The following is a 15,628-nucleotide window of genomic DNA, read 5'->3' on the forward strand; positions in this document are numbered from 1 at the left end:
TCGGCCGGAATATTAACACCCGGTGTTGTCCGGGCGCAACGCTGCCAAAGGCCAACAGCACCCTGCTCCAATGCTGGCAGGCTTATCCGCCTGCATTCACCCGCGACGCAGCAAACGCCGACACCGCCTTGCTGATGCTGTCAGCCGCCTTGCCCCGCCATTCCGGATTGGTGAGCTGCGCCTCGTCCTTGGCATTGGACAGATAGCCCAATTCGACCAGAACCGACGGCACGTCCGGCGCCTTAAGCACGCGGAAGCCGGCGAAGCGATGCGGATTGTTGATCAGCCCGACACTGTTGCCGAGCTCGCCGACCAGTGTCTGGGCAAAGCTCATCGAGAAGGAATGGGTCTCGCGGCGGATCAGATCGATCAGGATATCGGTAACTTCCTGGCTGTCCTCCTTGATCTCCATGCCGGCGAACTGGTCGGACAGATTTTCCCGATCCGCCAGGGCCTGTGCTTCCGGATCGGAGGCCTTGTCGGAGACGGTGTAGACCGTGGCGCCACGGATGCCCTTCAGACGAATGGTGTCGGCATGGATTGAGATAAACAGATTGGCGCCACGCTGCCGCGCGATACGCACCCGGTCGTCCAGCCGCAGGAAGGTGTCGTCGTCGCGGGTGAGCGAGATGTCATACTTCCCTTCTGCGGAAAGCTTGTCTCGCAGCTCCTTGGCAAAGGCCAGCGTGACATTTTTTTCGACCGTGCCGTTCAGCCCCTCGGCGCCACCATCGACGCCGCCATGGCCGGGATCGATGACGATGGTGAATTTATGGGAGGCTGGAGCCGGCTTGGCCAAACGCTCACGTTTGTCGGGAGAAACGGTCGAAGCTGTGGTCACCGCCTGGTCGGCAAGTGCCGCATCGAACTCGCGATCCGAAACGGCCGAAATATCGACTGCCATACGGTAACCGGAACCATCTTCGTTCTTGAGCACATCCAGCTTGTCGACGCGGAAAGGCCCTTTGCTGATCAGGATCAGCCGCGAAGCCCCCGCCTCGATCTGGCCATAACGCACGCTCTTGATCAGCCCACGGGCCTTGAGATCCTTGGCGCTGAAGGCCAGCTTGGAGTTGGGCACATCGATGACCAGCCGGTGCGGACCGCGCAGCAGGAACCAGCGCGGATTTGGCTCACGATCGAAATCGACGACGATACGCATCTTGGTGGCGTCGCCGGCCATCTTGTAGCCGGTCGCCGCGAGAGGAACCTCGGCTGCGCGCGCGATCGCCGGAAGGATCATGCTGGCAAACACGACGAACAGGGCGCAGCACAATACGCCGACCCAACCGCCGAGCCTCTTGTTCGTGATTGCTTTCAGCCCCATCTCAGTTCCAGTCGCTGCCGATTCATCGAACCAGCCCGGTTGTTCGATCGAAGACGCGCTTAAGCGGTAAACTCGATTAACGATTGGTATCCAGAGAAGGTTAACCAAGCCTTTTCAAGAGCGATTTCGTTGAGGGAACGGCCCTTTGCCGGCATGGAAATCGGGGTTGCCTTCCTACGCGTCAAATCATAAAAGCGATGGTGGGTCACTGCAATCCAGGGACAACCTTTCCCCTCAGCTTTCTGCTGGGTCAAGGTGAGAGGCAGGTCATCGCCAAAGCGGCGGGAATGCAGGTGATCGCGACGATTTTCGCAGGTGCTCGCCCGAGGCGGGGGAAGTGCCTGCGGCAGGAAAACGGCAAGGGTTGCACCGCGCCGGCTCGACAGGAGCAAAACAAGCTGGTCCGGGTTTCCGGGCTTAGGTTCAAAAAGGTCCGTTCGGTTTTGACGGTTTCAGGTACTGCATTGGAAAGGTCCGCATTCAACCGCGCCAACATGGCTGCGGGCGGCACCGCCATGCCCCTGAAGCGGCCCACTGCGGACGCACAAATATCCGGCACTCACGCACAAACAGCATCACGGCAGCGGGCATTGTCCCGTCGGTCGCGGCTGGCGGCTGCCGGGAGGAAACATAATAATGCCCAACAAGATGCTAATCGACGCCTCCCACCCGGAGGAAACACGCGTAGTCGTCGTTCGCGGTAACCGCATCGAAGAATTCGACTTCGAATCGCAAGACAAGAAGCAGCTCAAAGGAAACATCTACCTTGCCCGCGTCACGCGGGTTGAGCCGTCGCTGCAGGCAGCGTTCGTGGAATATGGCGGCAACCGCCATGGTTTCCTGGCTTTCAGCGAAATTCATCCCGATTACTACCAGATACCTGTTGCTGATCGTCAGGCGCTGTTGCGCGCCGAGGCTCAGGAACATGAGGACGAGGAAGACGAGGAAAACGGCGAGAATGGCGATGATCGCCAGGAGCGCAATCGCGGACGGCGTGGCCGTCGTCGCGGACGCAATCGCGACCGTGGCGAGCGCAAGCGTGATGCTGCGGCCAGCGAAAACGATGAAACGAGCGATGAGGCCGTAGCGGCCGACGAAAATGCCGATGATGTCGAAACCGTCGAGCCGAACGACAGCGGCGATGCCGACGAAGGCGCCAAAGGCGGTTCGATTGCTGCCAGCGTCGAAGTCGATGTGATTTCGGAAGAAGTGGACGTTGCGCAGGAAAGCCGTGAAGAACAGCCGCACGCCCCCGAGGACAATCATGGCGACGAAGTCGCGCCTGCCGCGGACGCCGACCGTGGCACGCTGGAAGAAGTCCCCTCCTCCCATTCCGACGACCACGAGATCGAGTCAGTCGGCGCCGAGGACGCGCTTGAGGAGATCCGCGATCGTCGCAGGCCGGTACGCAAGCAGTACAAGATCCAGGAAGTCATCAAGCGTCGCCAGATCCTGCTGGTTCAGGTCGTCAAGGAAGAACGCGGCAACAAGGGCGCCGCTCTGACCACCTACCTGTCGCTGGCCGGACGTTATTCCGTCCTGATGCCGAACACCGCCCGCGGTGGCGGCATCTCGCGCAAGATCACCAACGCCCAGGACCGCAAGCGTCTCAAGGAAGTGGTCGCCGACCTCGAAGTGCCGCAGGGCATGGGTGTGATCCTGCGCACCGCCGGCGAAAGCCGAACCAAGGCCGAAATCAAGCGTGACTACGAATACCTCATGCGGTTGTGGGAGAACGTCCGCAATTTGACGCTCAAGTCCACCGCGCCCGCGCTGGTCTATGAGGAAGGATCGCTGATCAAGCGCTCGGTGCGCGATCTCTACAACAAGGAGATCGACGAGATCCTTGTTGCAGGCGAAGACGGGTATCGCGAGGCGAAGGACTTCATGCGCATGCTGATGCCCAGCCATGCCAAGATGGTCCAGCCCTACCGCGACACCTCGCCGATCTTCGCGCGCAACGGCATCGAGGCGCAGCTCGACAAGATGCTGCAGCCGCAGGTGACGCTGAAGAGCGGCGGCTACCTGATCATCAACCAGACAGAGGCCTTGGTTTCGATCGACGTCAACTCGGGCCGCTCGACGCGTGAGCACTCGATCGAAGACACCGCACTGCAGACCAATCTCGAAGCCGCTGAAGAAGTGGCCCGACAGTTGCGACTGCGTGACCTTGCCGGCCTGATCGTCATCGACTTCATCGACATGGAGGAGAACCGGAACAACCGGGCTGTCGAGAAGAAGCTCAAGGATTGCCTGAAGAACGATCGTGCGCGCATCCAGGTCGGCCGCATTTCGCATTTCGGCCTGATGGAGATGAGCCGCCAGCGTATTCGCGCCAGCGTGCTGGAATCGACCATGAAGCCTTGCCCGCATTGTGGCGGCACCGGCCATGTTCGCTCCGATTCCTCCGTCGCGCTGCTTGTCGTGCGTGCCATCGAGGAGTTCCTGCTCAAGGATTCGCGCAGCCACATCACCGTGCGCACCCCGGCAGCGACCGCGCTTTACGTGCTCAACCACAAGCGCTCCACACTGGTCGAGCTGGAAACACGCTTCGGCCTGACGATTACCGTCGAGGCAGATGAGACTGTCGGTTCGCAGCACTACACGATCGCGCGTGGTGCGATCGCAGAGAAGCCGGAAGGCTTCGTCGAGATGAAGCCGCAGCCGATCCCGGTCGAACCCGAAGAGCCGGAAGACGAGATCATCGTCGAGGACGAGGAAGAGGCCGGAGAAGATCAGCCTCGCCAGGAACAGCAGCAGGCACGCGAGGGCGACAGCCAGCGCGACCGCAAGCGTCGTCGGCGCAGGCGCCGTCGCGGCGGCCGCGATCGCGATCAGGCGGCCACGGAAGCAGGCAACGATGAAGATACTGCCGCAGACGACGAGGACGCCAGCGAAGAGAGTGATGCCGCTGTCGTTGAAGCCGCCGCAGAGGTCGAGACGATCGTTGTCGCGGAAGAGAACGACGACGAACCGGCCAAGAAGCGGCGACGCGGCAAGCGTGGCGGCAAGCGCAGCCGCAAGGAAGACGGCGAGACTGCCGACGATGCGGCAGAGGCTGCCACGGCCGACAGCGAAACCGTGACCGCAGAGGTCGTCGCCGAAGCTGCGGTGGTCGAGCCGGAACCCGCGCCTGCCGTGGAAGAAGCTCCGGCCGAAAAGCCGAAAAAGCCGCGCCGTACGGCAAAGTCGAAGAAGGCCGAAGCTGCCGCAGCCGAGGCAGCAGTCGTGGAGGTCACGACCGAGACGGCCGCAGACATCGTCGTCGAGCCGGCTCCGTCCGAAGCCAAGGATGCTCCCGCCGGCAAGAAACCACGCGCGTCGCGTCGCAAGGTCGCAAGCGCGGAGACGCCGGCCGCACCTGTCGTTTCTTCCACCACCGCAGCAGAAGCTGAAGAAGCAGTTGAAGAAAAGCCGAAGCGTGGCGGCTGGTGGCAGCGCAAGGGTTTCTTCTGAGCCGACTGCCCGGCCTCGGCGGAGAAACCGCCAGAGCGTAGCTCGAACAAGAAAAGCGGCGGCACCAGGTGCCGCCGCTTTCTTCAACTTGGACGCGTTTAGTGGTGGCGGATATGCCGTTCCGCCGAAACCTCACCTTCGCTGAACGCCTGTACGAACGGCATGAGCTGCCACACGGCCGAAAGGCCGATGATGACAGAAACCAGCCGGGCGAGCGGGGTGCCGGTGCCTCCGGACAGCATTCCGAGGACATCGTAACCCGCAACGCCCATGACCAGCCAGTTCAGGCCGCCAATGATGATCAGGACGAGGGTTACAAGGTTCATGGCGCGCATCGGTGCCTCCATGAGTTGTTGCCTGACGCTAAAACGCGCTCGGTCGCTGCTGGTTCCGACAGTCGCGAAATCGTGATGGACGTCAGCCAGTCATTGCCCTTGCCTATTTTAGCCAGCGCTCTATCCGGGCAACGGCTTCCACCATCTCGTCATGGCTGCCTGCGTAGGAGAAGCGCATATAGCGATGCCCCTGCAGCGGATCGAAGTCGCGACCGGGCGTGGCAGCGACATGCGCTTCGACCAACATCTTGCCTGCGAATGCCATGCTGTCATTGGTCAGACGCGAGACATCGCAGAAGGCATAGAACGCGCCATCCATGGGAGCGGCAAGTGCAAAGCCCAATTCCGGCAGGCGTTTCATCAGCAATTCGCGGTTCCAGGCGTAACGCGCCTTCACAGCTTCGAGTTCCTCGGTCGCCTTGAAGGCCTCCATGGCCGCCACCTGCGAAAGCTCCGGCGCAGAAATGTAGAGACTCTGCGCGATGCGCTCGACAGGTCTCACCAGTTTTTCCGGCAACACCATCCAGCCGATACGCCAGCCGGTCATGCAGTAATATTTGGAGAAGGAGTTGATCACCGCGACGTCCGGACCGAAGGCCAGCGCGGTGGTATCGGGTGCAGCATAGGCCAGCCGATGGTAGATTTCATCGGAGATCACCGCGATTCCGAGCTGGTCCGCCGTTTCGACCAACGCCTTCAACGCCTCGACAGGGATGACCGCACCGGTAGGATTGGCCGGACTGGCAAACAGCACGCCCTTCAACGTTTTTTTGGCGTGCGCACTGGCGAGATGTTCGGCGTGGAGATACGCGGCGCCTTCCAGTTCGATCTCGACCACCTCGATGCCGAGCGCCGCCATGATGTTGCGATAGGCAGGGTAGCCTGGTGCAGCGATGGCAACACGATCGCCACCGTCGAACATGGCGAGAAACGCCAGATTGAAGGCGGCGGAAGAGCCCGTGGTGACAGCGACGCGTTCCGGCGCGACGTCGATCTGATAATGTTCGCGGTAGTGGCCGGCGATGGCACGACGCAAGCCGGCCAGGCCAAGCGCGTCAGTGTAGCCGATACGGCCGCTCTTCAAGGCAGCGGCAGCTGCCTCGCGCACAACGGCGGGCGCCGGATCGGATGGTTGGCCGACGGCCATGGAAATCACCGGTACGCCTTCGGCCTTCAGTTTATTGGCGCCAGCCAGGACATCCATGGCGTGGAACGGCTCGACGTCTCCGCGCCGTGACAACGAAACAACCATTTTTGGGCAAAACTCCTGTTAACGAGGCCCCGCCATCCGCGTCCGGCTGCCGGACGGTGCCGCACAAATGCCCGATTGATGGGGATCACAAGTTCAGCAAGTTTTCGCGCGCCGGCTTTTCATCGTCAACCGCCTCGTCTACCAGTGTACGCATCATGTTGAGCCTCTCACGTCCCGGACAGACGATCACAAGGACCGTGCGCACCCTGGCGACATTGGCGCTTGGCGCGGCCGTCGCCGTCTCCGGTACCATGAATGCTTTCGCGCAGAACGTGCCGGTCGTGCGGGATGCCGAGATCGAGGCGCTGGTGCGCGACTATGCCAGGCCGATCTTCAAGGCAGCGGGCCTTTCCAACGCCGGCATCCAGATCGTGCTGGTCAACGATCCCTCCTTCAACGCCTTTGTCGCCGGTCGCCGCGTCTTCATCAACACCGGCACGTTGATGCAGGCCGAAACGCCAAACGAGGTGATCGGGGTTCTGGCACACGAAACCGGGCACATTGCCGGTGGCCACCAGCAACGGCTGCGCGAACAGCTTGAGCGTGCAAAGACGATGGCAATCGTCGCCGGCCTGCTCGGTGCCGGTGCGCTGGTGGCAGGCGCGGCCAGCAACAGCAAGGGCCTTGCAGGTGCCGGCATGGGGCTCGCCACCGGCGGCACCGAGTTGGCGCAACGTTCGCTGCTTGCTTATCAGCGCGGTGAGGAAATGACGGCCGACCGCTCAGCCATCACCTACCTCAACGCCACCGGACAATCCGGTGCCGGCATGCTGAAAACCTTCCAGCGTTTCCAGAGCGCACTGTCACTCTCGGGCGCACGCGTCGATCCCTACCGCGTCAGCCACCCGATGCCGCAGGAGCGTATCTCGAACCTGCAGGAACTGGTGAGCAGGAGCCCTTACCTTGATGCCAAGGATCCGCCCGCCCTGCAGCAGCGCCACAACATGATGCGGGTCAAGATCGCCGCCTTCACGCAAGGTCAGGCGGCCACATCGCGATTGCTGCGCAAGAATCCTGATCCGGTTGCCGTGCAGTATGGCGAAGCGATTTCGAACTACCTGAACGGCAATCCGAGTTCCGCGCTGGCCAAGACTGACGCGATGATCAAGTCTCAGCCCAGGAATGCTTACCTTCAGGAGTTGCGTGGCGACATCCTGATGAAAGCCAACAAGCCCAAGGAAGCGGCTTCTGCCTACGCCAAGGCTGTCAGCCTCGATCCGGCGAAATCGGGACTTCTTTCCGTGTCCTATGGGCAGGCGTTGCTTGCACAGGGCACACCGGACTCATTGAAACAGGCCGTCACCCAGCTCTCCAACGGCCTGAGCGCGACCGCGAGAATGCTGGCGGCTACCGTTTCCTGGCGCAGGCCTATGGCGAACTCGGCGATGTCGGCAAGGCCGAGTTGGCGACGGCCGAAGGTTACTATTACCAGGGCGCTACCAAGGACGCCAAGATCTTCGCCATGCGCGCGCAGAAGCTGTTGAAGCCGGGCGAACCGGCCTGGGTGCGTGCGCAGGACATCATCGGTGCCAAAGCGCCAACCAAGAAATCGAACTGAAGACGGCACGGGCGGCAGGACGGGATCCCGCCGCAGCGTCTGAAAGGCAAAGGAAGACGACCATGAACAAGGCCTATCTGCTCAGCACCGCCGGAGCGGCCATTGCCCTCGCCGCCTTTACCTTCGGCTTCACTGCTGGCGACATCCGTCCGGCATCTGCCGACACCAAGCTCGATCGCGCCCAGGTCGAGGAGATCGTCCGCAACTATCTCCTGAAGAATCCCGAAATCCTGCTCGAAGTGCAGGATGCGCTGGAGACCAAGCAGAAGGAGGAGCAGAAGCTCGCTGCTTCGGGCGTCATCAAGGAAAACAAGGACGAGATCTTCAACGCCTCCTACGACACCGTCGTCGGCAATCCCAAGGGCAAGATCACGATCGTCGAGTTCTACGACTACAATTGCGGCTTCTGCAAACGCGCCATGGGCGATATGGAGAATCTCACCAAAGCCAATCCCGATCTGCGCTTCGTGCTTAAGGAGTTCCCGATCCTCGGGCCGGATTCCCAGAAGGCCCATGTCGTCTCGCAGGCCTTCCAGAAGCTGATGCCGGAGAAGGCGGGAGAATTCCATCTCGAACTCCTCGGCGGCCAGACCCGAGCGACCGAAGAGACCGCCATCAAGATCGCGCTGGAACTCGGCGCAGACGAGGCAAAGCTGCGCGAGGCGATGAAGGATCCGGCGATCATGGAGCGTTTCGCCAAGACCTACGACCTCGCCAACAAGCTCGCCATCACGGGTACTCCCTCCTACGTCATCGGCAACGAGGTGGTGTTTGGCGCCCTTGGCGCAGATGTTCTGACCGAGAAGATCAAGGCTGCGAAGCCCACACTCTGAGCTGCGCGGGACTGAAAACCCGGACTTGGCCAGCCCCAGTCCGGTCAAACCGGCGTTGTGGACAGGCCAAGATCACACTTGCGCTCTTTTCGCGGCCGGTTATGCCCATTATAGAGGTCCGGCGCGCCGGCGATATTCGGCGCGAGGGTAAAGGTAGCCATTTTTGAAAACGGTTTTCGTCCTCAACGGTCCCAACCTCAACATGCTCGGCAAGCGCGAGCCGTCGATCTATGGCGACCAGACGCTGGACGACATCGCTGCTGATTGCGTGAAAGCAGGCAAGGACCTGGGCCTGACCATCGATTTCCGCCAGTCGAACCATGAGGGCCATCTGGTCGATTGGATCCAGGAAGCAGGCGAAGCTGCCGCAGGGGTCGTCATCAATGCCGGCGCCTACACCCATACCTCGATCGCCATCCACGACGCCATCCGGGGTGTTGCCCCGCTGCCGGTGGTGGAAGTGCATCTTTCCAACATCCACGCGCGCGAGCCGTTCCGGCATGTATCCCGGATAGCACCGCACGCCGTGGGAATGATCTGCGGCTTCGGGCCGCTTGGCTATACGCTGGCGCTGCAAGCGCTCGCCGCCCGCATCTGAAATGGGCGGACAACAAGAAGGGTCGGACATGACGACGAAAAAAACCGGTGTTGATCAGCAGCTGATCCGCGATCTCGCGGGCATTCTGAACGACACCAACCTCACTGAAATCGAAGTCGAGCTCGGCGATCTTAAGCTGCGCGTGTCGCGTCATGCGCCGACCGTGCACGCAGTCGCAGCACCAGCTCCGGTCATCGCAGCCGCCCCTGTCGCCGCTGCGGCAGCCCCGGCTGCACCAAGCGCCGCGGAAGCAGCCAAGAATGCCGTGCCGTCGCCGATGGTTGGCACCGCCTACCTTGCGCCCTCGCCCGATGCCAAGCAGTTCGTCGAAATCGGCCAGAAGGTGAAGGAAGGCCAGACGCTGCTGATCATCGAAGCCATGAAGACGATGAACCAGATCCCCTCGCCGCGCGCCGGCACGGTGACGGCGATCCTGGTCGAAGACGCGCAGCCGGTCGAATACGGAATGCCGCTCGTCGTGATCGAATAAGGCACGAGGACGGACGGAATGTTCCAGAAGATCCTCATCGCCAATCGCGGCGAAATCGCGCTCCGGGTGCTGCGCGCCTGCAAGGAACTCGGCATCAAGACTGTCGTGGTGCACTCCACCGCCGACGCGGATGCAATGCATGTTCGCCTTGCGGACGAAAGCGTTTGCATCGGCCCGCCGCCCTCGCGCGACAGCTACCTCAACATCCACCAGATCGTTGCCGCCTGCGAGATCACGGGCGCCGATGCCGTGCACCCGGGCTACGGCTTCCTGTCGGAGAACGCAAAGTTCGCCGACATCCTTGCTGCCCACAACATCACCTTCATTGGTCCCTCGGGCGACCATATCCGCATCATGGGCGACAAGATCGAAGCCAAGCGTACCGCCAAGCGCCTGGGCATTCCGGTCGTTCCCGGCTCGGATGGCGCAGTCTCCGAGGAGAAGGAAGCCAAACGCGTCGCCGCAGAGATCGGCTATCCGGTGATCATCAAGGCCTCAGCCGGCGGCGGCGGTCGCGGCATGAAGGTGGCGCGCACCGAGGCAGACCTGGAGGTCGCGCTCGCCACCGCCCGTTCGGAAGCCGGCGCAGCCTTCGGCGATGATGCCGTCTACATCGAGAAGTATCTGGAAAAGCCGCGCCACATTGAATTGCAGGTGTTCGGCGACGGCGCAGGCCGGGGCGTGCATTTTGGCGAGCGTGACTGTTCGCTGCAACGTCGCCACCAGAAGGTGTGGGAAGAAGCGAACTCTCCTGCCCTGAACGAGGAAGAACGAGCCCGCATCGGTGGCATCTGCGCCAACGCTGTGGCCGATCTTGGCTATTCGGGTGCCGGCACCATCGAGTTTCTTTACGAGAACGGCGAATTCTACTTCATCGAGATGAACACCCGCCTGCAGGTGGAGCATCCGGTGACGGAGGCAATCACTGGCATCGATCTGGTGCATGAGCAGATAAGGGTTGCTTCGGGCGGCGGGCTTTCGGTGCGCCAGGAAGATATCAAGTTCAACGGCCATGCCATTGAATGCCGTATCAATGCCGAGGATCCGCGCACGTTTACGCCTTCGCCGGGCACCATCACGCATTTCCACACGCCCGGTGGTCTTGGCATCCGCGTCGATTCCGGCGTCTATTCCGGCTATCGCATCCCGCCCTACTACGACAGCTTGATCGGCAAGCTGATCGTGCATGGCCGCAACCGCGTCGAGTGCATGATGCGACTGCGCCGTGCGCTTGATGAATTCGTTGTCGACGGCATCAAGACCACTCTGCCATTGTTCCGCGACCTCGTCGGCAACTCCGACATCGCCAATGGCGACTATGACATCCACTGGCTGGAAAAATATCTGGCCAAGCCGGAGTGACAGGCAATGCGTCCTTCGAGGCTTGCCCCCGAGGGACGCATCGATGGATGCGGCCAGATGAATCCCGCTCTATCTCTTTGTTTTGGCGCATGATCTGTATTCGGAAAGCCTGCAACTTTTCGAGATCATGCTCGAGCACAACGCTGAAATGACCCGCCCTTTCGCGCCCGGCTATCGCATCCCGACCGACCTTCTGCTCAAGGCCTATGCCTCGGGTGTCTTCCCGATGGCAGAAAGTGCCGATGATCCCGAAGTTTTCTGGGTACGACCGGAAAAGCGCGGCATCATCCCATTGGATGGCTTCCATGTTCCGAAGAGCCTTGCCAAGACGATCCGCAAAGCCCCCTTCGACATCCGGTTCGACCATGACATCGCAGCGACCATCGACGGCTGCGCCGAACAGCGGGAAGAGCGCCAGTCAACCTGGATCAACGCACCGATACGCGAAGCCTATCTGCAACTGGCCCGCATGAGCCATTGCCACTCGGTCGAAGCCTGGCGCGACGATCACCTCGTCGGCGGGCTCTATGGCGTGTCGCTCGGCCGCGTCTTCTTCGGTGAAAGCATGTTTTCGCGGGAGACCGACGCCTCCAAGATCTGCCTCGTCCATCTGGTCGAGCGGCTCAGGGAGCGTGGCTTTGCCCTGCTCGACACCCAGTTCACCACCGAACATCTGAAACGCTTCGGAGCCGTGGACGTACCGCGCGGGCGTTATGAAAAGATGCTGGCAGCGGCCCTGAAAGGCGAAGCCGAGTTCAGCCCGCAGGCAGATTGAGATTGCCGGCCGGTCAGTTGGTGGGCTGCTTGCTGTTGACCTTGGCGGGCGCGCCGCTGGACGAAGGCTTGGCTGCAACAGGCGCAGGCACGTCGGACTTCTGTTTGCAGCCCTTCAGCCACACATCATAGACCGCGTGTTCGACTGCGTTGATACCGGGGCTTTCGGCGAACATCCAGCCGGTGAAGATACGACGTATCTTGCGGTCGAGCGTGATCTCGTCGACCTCGACGAAGGAATCCGTCTTCGGCGCCTCGGCACCGGGACGCGAATAACACACGCGCGGTGTCACCTGCAGTGCACCGAACTGCACCGTCTCGTCGATATAGACGTCGAAATTGATGATGCGGCCGGTGATCTTGTCGATGCCGGAAAACTCGGCGACCGGATTGGCAACGCGTTCAACCTTCACCTCAGGAGCCGGCTTGTTCTGGGCAGGCTGTTTCTGGCCAGGCTGCTCGCTCTGAGCCGGTTGCTGAGGAACTGGTTCCTGAGCCGGTTGCTCCTGGACAGGCTGTCCCTGGTTGGCGTCCGGCTGGATCTCGAATGGTATCTGGGCAGGCGTTTCGCCGGCGGGCGGATCCCACGGCATCTGCTGTGCATTCGCATGAAGTGGGCAAGCAACCGCCAGCATTGTTGCCAAGGCGCCGGTCGAAAGGCGGCTGAAAGATATCATACGGACGACCCGTCTTTGGGCAGGTGATTCTCAACGCCCAAAGGTAGAGCGTTCCGGCGAAGCGAACCAGCTAAACGGCAAATGTGGCGAGAACCCGAACCGTGTCGTTTCAGGAGCCCGGCGTCCAGGCATCATAATCGCCGGTCACCTGCGGACGGTGCTGGCTGCCCAGGATCGAGCCCTTCGGGCGGTACGCCGCGGCAGTACCGGTCAGGTTGGGCTCGTGCGGCTTCTGCCATTCCCGCGGCTTGTATGTCTCGTTGACCGGAGCAACATCGACGCGGTGGTGAATCCAGCCGTGCCAGCCGGGAGGAATGGCCGAGGCTTCCGACTTGTCGGCATAGATTACCCAACGGCGGGTCTGTCCATCGGAGTTGATGCCGCCCTCGTAATAGATATTGCCGAATTCGTCCTGACCGACCTTCTTGCCATGACGCCAGGTGTGGAAACGCGTTCCCAGCGTCTGGCCGTTCCACCAGGTGAAAAACTGCGTCAGAAAGCCTGCCATGCTGGTCCTCGCGGGCGTTTGCCGTTGCCTGCTTATGGCGCCCTGTCGGGCGGAAGGCAAGGGTTTAGATCGTCGCGACAAGGTGGAGTTCCTGCACTCCTCATCTGGAGACGGGAAAAGCGCCGCTTCATTTCGCAATTGCTCAAATTCATCTCGCACTTGCAAAATAATTAGCCGCTCCGTATCCCTAATGACGCTCGGACAAGCGGGCTCTCGGACAGGTCCGGCCTGTCCGTCGAGGGAGGAAAAAGATGGCTTCCGATGCGACTGCGGCTGCACCCCGCATCACGCCTGCAGAGCTGTCGGCCCGCAAGGGCGGCACGCCGATCGTCTGTCTGACCGCGTACACCTATCCCATTGCCCGCCTGCTTGATCCACACGTCGATCTGCTGCTGGTCGGCGACAGCGTCGCGATGGTCCTGCATGGCCACAAGACAACACTCGGCGCAACCATGGAGATGATGATCCTGCATGGCCAGGCAGTCATGCGCGGCACGCGCCGTGCCTGCGTCGTGCTCGACATGCCTGCCGGAAGCTATGAAAATTCGCCTGCCGTCGCCCTCGCCTCGGCCCGTCGCCTGGTCGATGAAACCGGCTGCGATGCGGTCAAGCTGGAAGGTGGAGTCGACGTGGCGGAGCAGATCGCTGCCATTGCAGGCGCGGGCATTGCCGTCATGGGTCATATCGGGCTGCAGCCGCAATCGGTCGAAAAGGACGGCGGCTACAAAATCAAGGGCGGCACCGATGCCGCCATCGCCGCACTGCTGGCGGATGCCAAAGCTGTCGAACACGCCGGTGCCTTTTCGATGGTCATCGAGGGCACGATGGAGCCGGTGGCGGCCGAGATCACGCGCCAATCGGCGATCCCCACCATCGGCATCGGCGCCAGCGTGGCCTGCGACGGCCAGATTCTCGTCGTCGATGACGCGATCGGCCTGACCGTCGACCGCGTGCCGAAATTCGTCAAGGAATATGCCAGCTTGCGCGATACGGTGGGGAACGCTGCCGCCCGTTACGCCTCGGAAGTGCATGCACGCACGTTTCCTGGCCCCGAACATGTCTTTCGATCGAAGGGCGAAAAAGAATCATGAAACGTCCGCAAGTTGTTGAAACCGTTTCCGATCTGCGCACCGTCGTACGAGAGTGGCGCCGGCAGGGTCTGAGTGTTGCCATGGTGCCGACCATGGGCGCCCTGCATGACGGCCATGTCTCCCTGACACGCATCGCACTCGAGCGAGCCGACCGCTGCGTTGTGTCGATCTTCATCAACCCGACGCAGTTCGCACCGACCGAGGACCTCGACAAATATCCGCGCCAGCTCGCCGCTGATCTCGACCGACTGGCAGAAGCCGGCGTGCAGCTTGCCTTTACGCCGACAGCCGCGGAAATGTATCCGCACGGCTTCGACGCCAAGGTGGTCATCGGCGGCCCGTCGGCTGGACTGGAAACCGATTTCCGACCGACATTTTTCGAAGGTGTAGCCACGGTCGTTGCCAAGCTTTTCCTGCAGACCCTGCCCGACTGCGCGGTCTTCGGCGAGAAAGACTATCAGCAGCTCTGTGTGGTGAAGAAGCTCTGTCGAGATCTCGACATTCCGATCGAGATCATTGGAGCACCGACGGTCCGTGACGGGGAAGGCCTCGCCATGTCCTCGCGCAATGCCTATCTCACGCCGACCGAACTCGCCGTGGCACGACAGCTCAACAGGATCCTGCGCCATGCTGCGCAAGCGCTGCAATCCGGGGCTGGCGAACAGGAAACACTGGAGAAAGCCCGCCAGAAAATCCTCGCCGCCGGCTTCGGCGCCGTCGACTATGTCGAGGCTCGCGAAAGCGATACGCTCGCCCCCTGGCAACGCGACCGCGACGGTCGCATCCTGGTGGCCGCGCGGCTTGGCGCTACGCGGTTGATCGACAATGTCGAGATTGTCGGGATCTAGAGCATTCAGTCTCTCTGCGGGAAGCGGCTAACCCAGCCGTTTCTCGAACACCAGTGCCGGGATACCCGATCCGGCAGCGCCACAATCGCTGCTCTGGCCAGCCTCAGTGAAACCATTGGCCGTGTAGAAGCGGATGGCCGGCGCATTGGCCCCCTCCACTTCCAGCCGCAATGTGTGGGCTTCGGGAAAGCTGTCTTCGATCTCTTCCAGCAACATGCTGCCTATGCCCTTGTGCTGGAACGCCGGCAACACATAAAGCTGGCGCAACTTGACCACCTTGGGATCATCGGTGGCGGCTGCAAAGGCCACGCCGGCGATGGTCTCGCCATCGTCGGCGACCAGAAACTCGGAGTTTGGCTGCGTCAGGCGAGCCTTGAGCGAGGCTGGCGTGTGCCACTGGCTCGTGATCTCGTTCACCCGCTCCACGCCGTAGATGGCATCGTAGGTGGCATGCCACGTCTCAGTGAGCAGCGCCTTTATCGCTTCAAGGTCACGCTCGCTCGCCGTACGCACGAACAT

General features: G+C 61.6%; 14 protein-coding genes and 1 pseudogene. 9 read left to right on the forward strand and 6 right to left on the reverse strand.

The window, feature by feature from the left end; all coding sequences use genetic code 11:
- Positions 1–82 precede the first annotated feature (82 nt).
- Positions 83–1,327 (reverse strand): N-acetylmuramoyl-L-alanine amidase, encoded by a 1,245-nt coding sequence (locus C1M53_RS30060; RefSeq protein WP_129415693.1) that lies wholly within the window; start codon positions 1,325–1,327, stop codon positions 83–85.
- A gap of 636 nt (positions 1,328–1,963) precedes the next feature.
- Here C1M53_RS30060 and C1M53_RS30065 point away from each other — a divergent pair.
- On the forward strand, positions 1,964–4,783 hold the full coding sequence (locus tag C1M53_RS30065) for a ribonuclease E/G (protein ID WP_129415694.1): 2,820 nt from the start codon (positions 1,964–1,966) through the stop codon (positions 4,781–4,783).
- A 98-nt stretch (positions 4,784–4,881) separates the two neighbouring features.
- On the opposite strand, the gene C1M53_RS30070 is transcribed toward C1M53_RS30065, so the two are convergent.
- Both C1M53_RS30070 and C1M53_RS30075 read right to left on the reverse strand, forming a co-directional pair.
- Positions 4,882–5,118 (reverse strand): DUF378 domain-containing protein, encoded by a 237-nt coding sequence (locus C1M53_RS30070; protein ID WP_129415695.1) that lies wholly within the window; start codon positions 5,116–5,118, stop codon positions 4,882–4,884.
- Positions 5,119–5,221: 103 nt separating this feature from the next.
- A complete protein-coding gene (locus C1M53_RS30075) occupies positions 5,222–6,370 on the reverse strand; it encodes an aminotransferase class I/II-fold pyridoxal phosphate-dependent enzyme (protein ID WP_129415696.1) in 1,149 nt (382 codons plus the stop codon).
- Positions 6,371–6,525: 155 nt separating this feature from the next.
- Here C1M53_RS30075 and C1M53_RS30080 point away from each other — a divergent pair.
- The 6 genes and pseudogenes from C1M53_RS30080 to aat all read left to right on the forward strand — a co-directional run bounded on the left by C1M53_RS30080 (position 6,526) and on the right by aat (position 11,986).
- Positions 6,526–7,928 (forward strand): annotated as a pseudogene (locus C1M53_RS30080) (M48 family metalloprotease).
- 62 nt (positions 7,929–7,990) lie between these two features.
- Positions 7,991–8,761 (forward strand): DsbA family protein, encoded by a 771-nt coding sequence (locus C1M53_RS30085; protein WP_129415697.1) that lies wholly within the window; start codon positions 7,991–7,993, stop codon positions 8,759–8,761.
- A gap of 163 nt (positions 8,762–8,924) precedes the next feature.
- Positions 8,925–9,359, forward strand: a complete 435-nt coding sequence (gene aroQ / locus C1M53_RS30090; RefSeq protein ID WP_129415698.1) for a type II 3-dehydroquinate dehydratase — start codon at positions 8,925–8,927, stop codon at positions 9,357–9,359.
- Positions 9,360–9,387: 28 nt separating this feature from the next.
- Positions 9,388–9,849: an acetyl-CoA carboxylase biotin carboxyl carrier protein gene (gene accB, locus C1M53_RS30095; RefSeq protein WP_129415699.1), complete on the forward strand. Its 462-nt coding sequence runs from the start codon at positions 9,388–9,390 to the stop codon at positions 9,847–9,849.
- An 18-nt stretch (positions 9,850–9,867) separates the two neighbouring features.
- The gene (gene accC / locus C1M53_RS30100; RefSeq protein ID WP_129415700.1) at positions 9,868–11,211 is read left to right on the forward strand and encodes an acetyl-CoA carboxylase biotin carboxylase subunit; all 1,344 of its coding nucleotides are present in this window, start codon (positions 9,868–9,870) and stop codon (positions 11,209–11,211) included.
- Between the two features lie 148 nt (positions 11,212–11,359).
- Positions 11,360–11,986 carry a leucyl/phenylalanyl-tRNA--protein transferase gene (gene aat, locus C1M53_RS30105; RefSeq protein WP_129416423.1) on the forward strand — a complete coding sequence of 209 codons (627 nt, stop codon included), beginning with the start codon at positions 11,360–11,362 and terminating at the stop codon, positions 11,984–11,986.
- Positions 11,987–11,999: 13 nt separating this feature from the next.
- On the opposite strand, the gene C1M53_RS30110 is transcribed toward aat, so the two are convergent.
- Positions 12,000–12,578, reverse strand: a complete 579-nt coding sequence (locus C1M53_RS30110; protein WP_245488355.1) for a DUF2155 domain-containing protein — start codon at positions 12,576–12,578, stop codon at positions 12,000–12,002.
- Positions 12,579–12,771: 193 nt separating this feature from the next.
- Positions 12,772–13,170, reverse strand: coding sequence for an NADH:ubiquinone oxidoreductase subunit NDUFA12 (locus tag C1M53_RS30115; RefSeq protein ID WP_129415701.1), 399 nt, complete (start codon positions 13,168–13,170; stop codon positions 12,772–12,774).
- Between the two features lie 251 nt (positions 13,171–13,421).
- Here C1M53_RS30115 and panB point away from each other — a divergent pair, with 251 nt between their 5' ends.
- Entirely contained in the window at positions 13,422–14,261 is an 840-nt protein-coding gene (panB, locus tag C1M53_RS30120) for a 3-methyl-2-oxobutanoate hydroxymethyltransferase (protein WP_129415702.1), read from the forward strand.
- Positions 14,258–15,109, forward strand: coding sequence for a pantoate--beta-alanine ligase (gene panC, locus C1M53_RS30125; protein ID WP_129415703.1), 852 nt, complete (start codon positions 14,258–14,260; stop codon positions 15,107–15,109). The genes panB and panC overlap by 4 nt, the downstream gene beginning before the upstream one ends.
- A gap of 27 nt (positions 15,110–15,136) precedes the next feature.
- On the opposite strand, the gene C1M53_RS30130 is transcribed toward panC, so the two are convergent.
- Positions 15,137–15,628, reverse strand: a complete 492-nt coding sequence (locus C1M53_RS30130) for a GNAT family N-acetyltransferase (protein WP_129415704.1) — start codon at positions 15,626–15,628, stop codon at positions 15,137–15,139.

It is taken from the genome of Mesorhizobium sp. Pch-S, assembly GCF_004136315.1.
Lineage (GTDB): Bacteria > Pseudomonadota > Alphaproteobacteria > Rhizobiales > Rhizobiaceae > Mesorhizobium.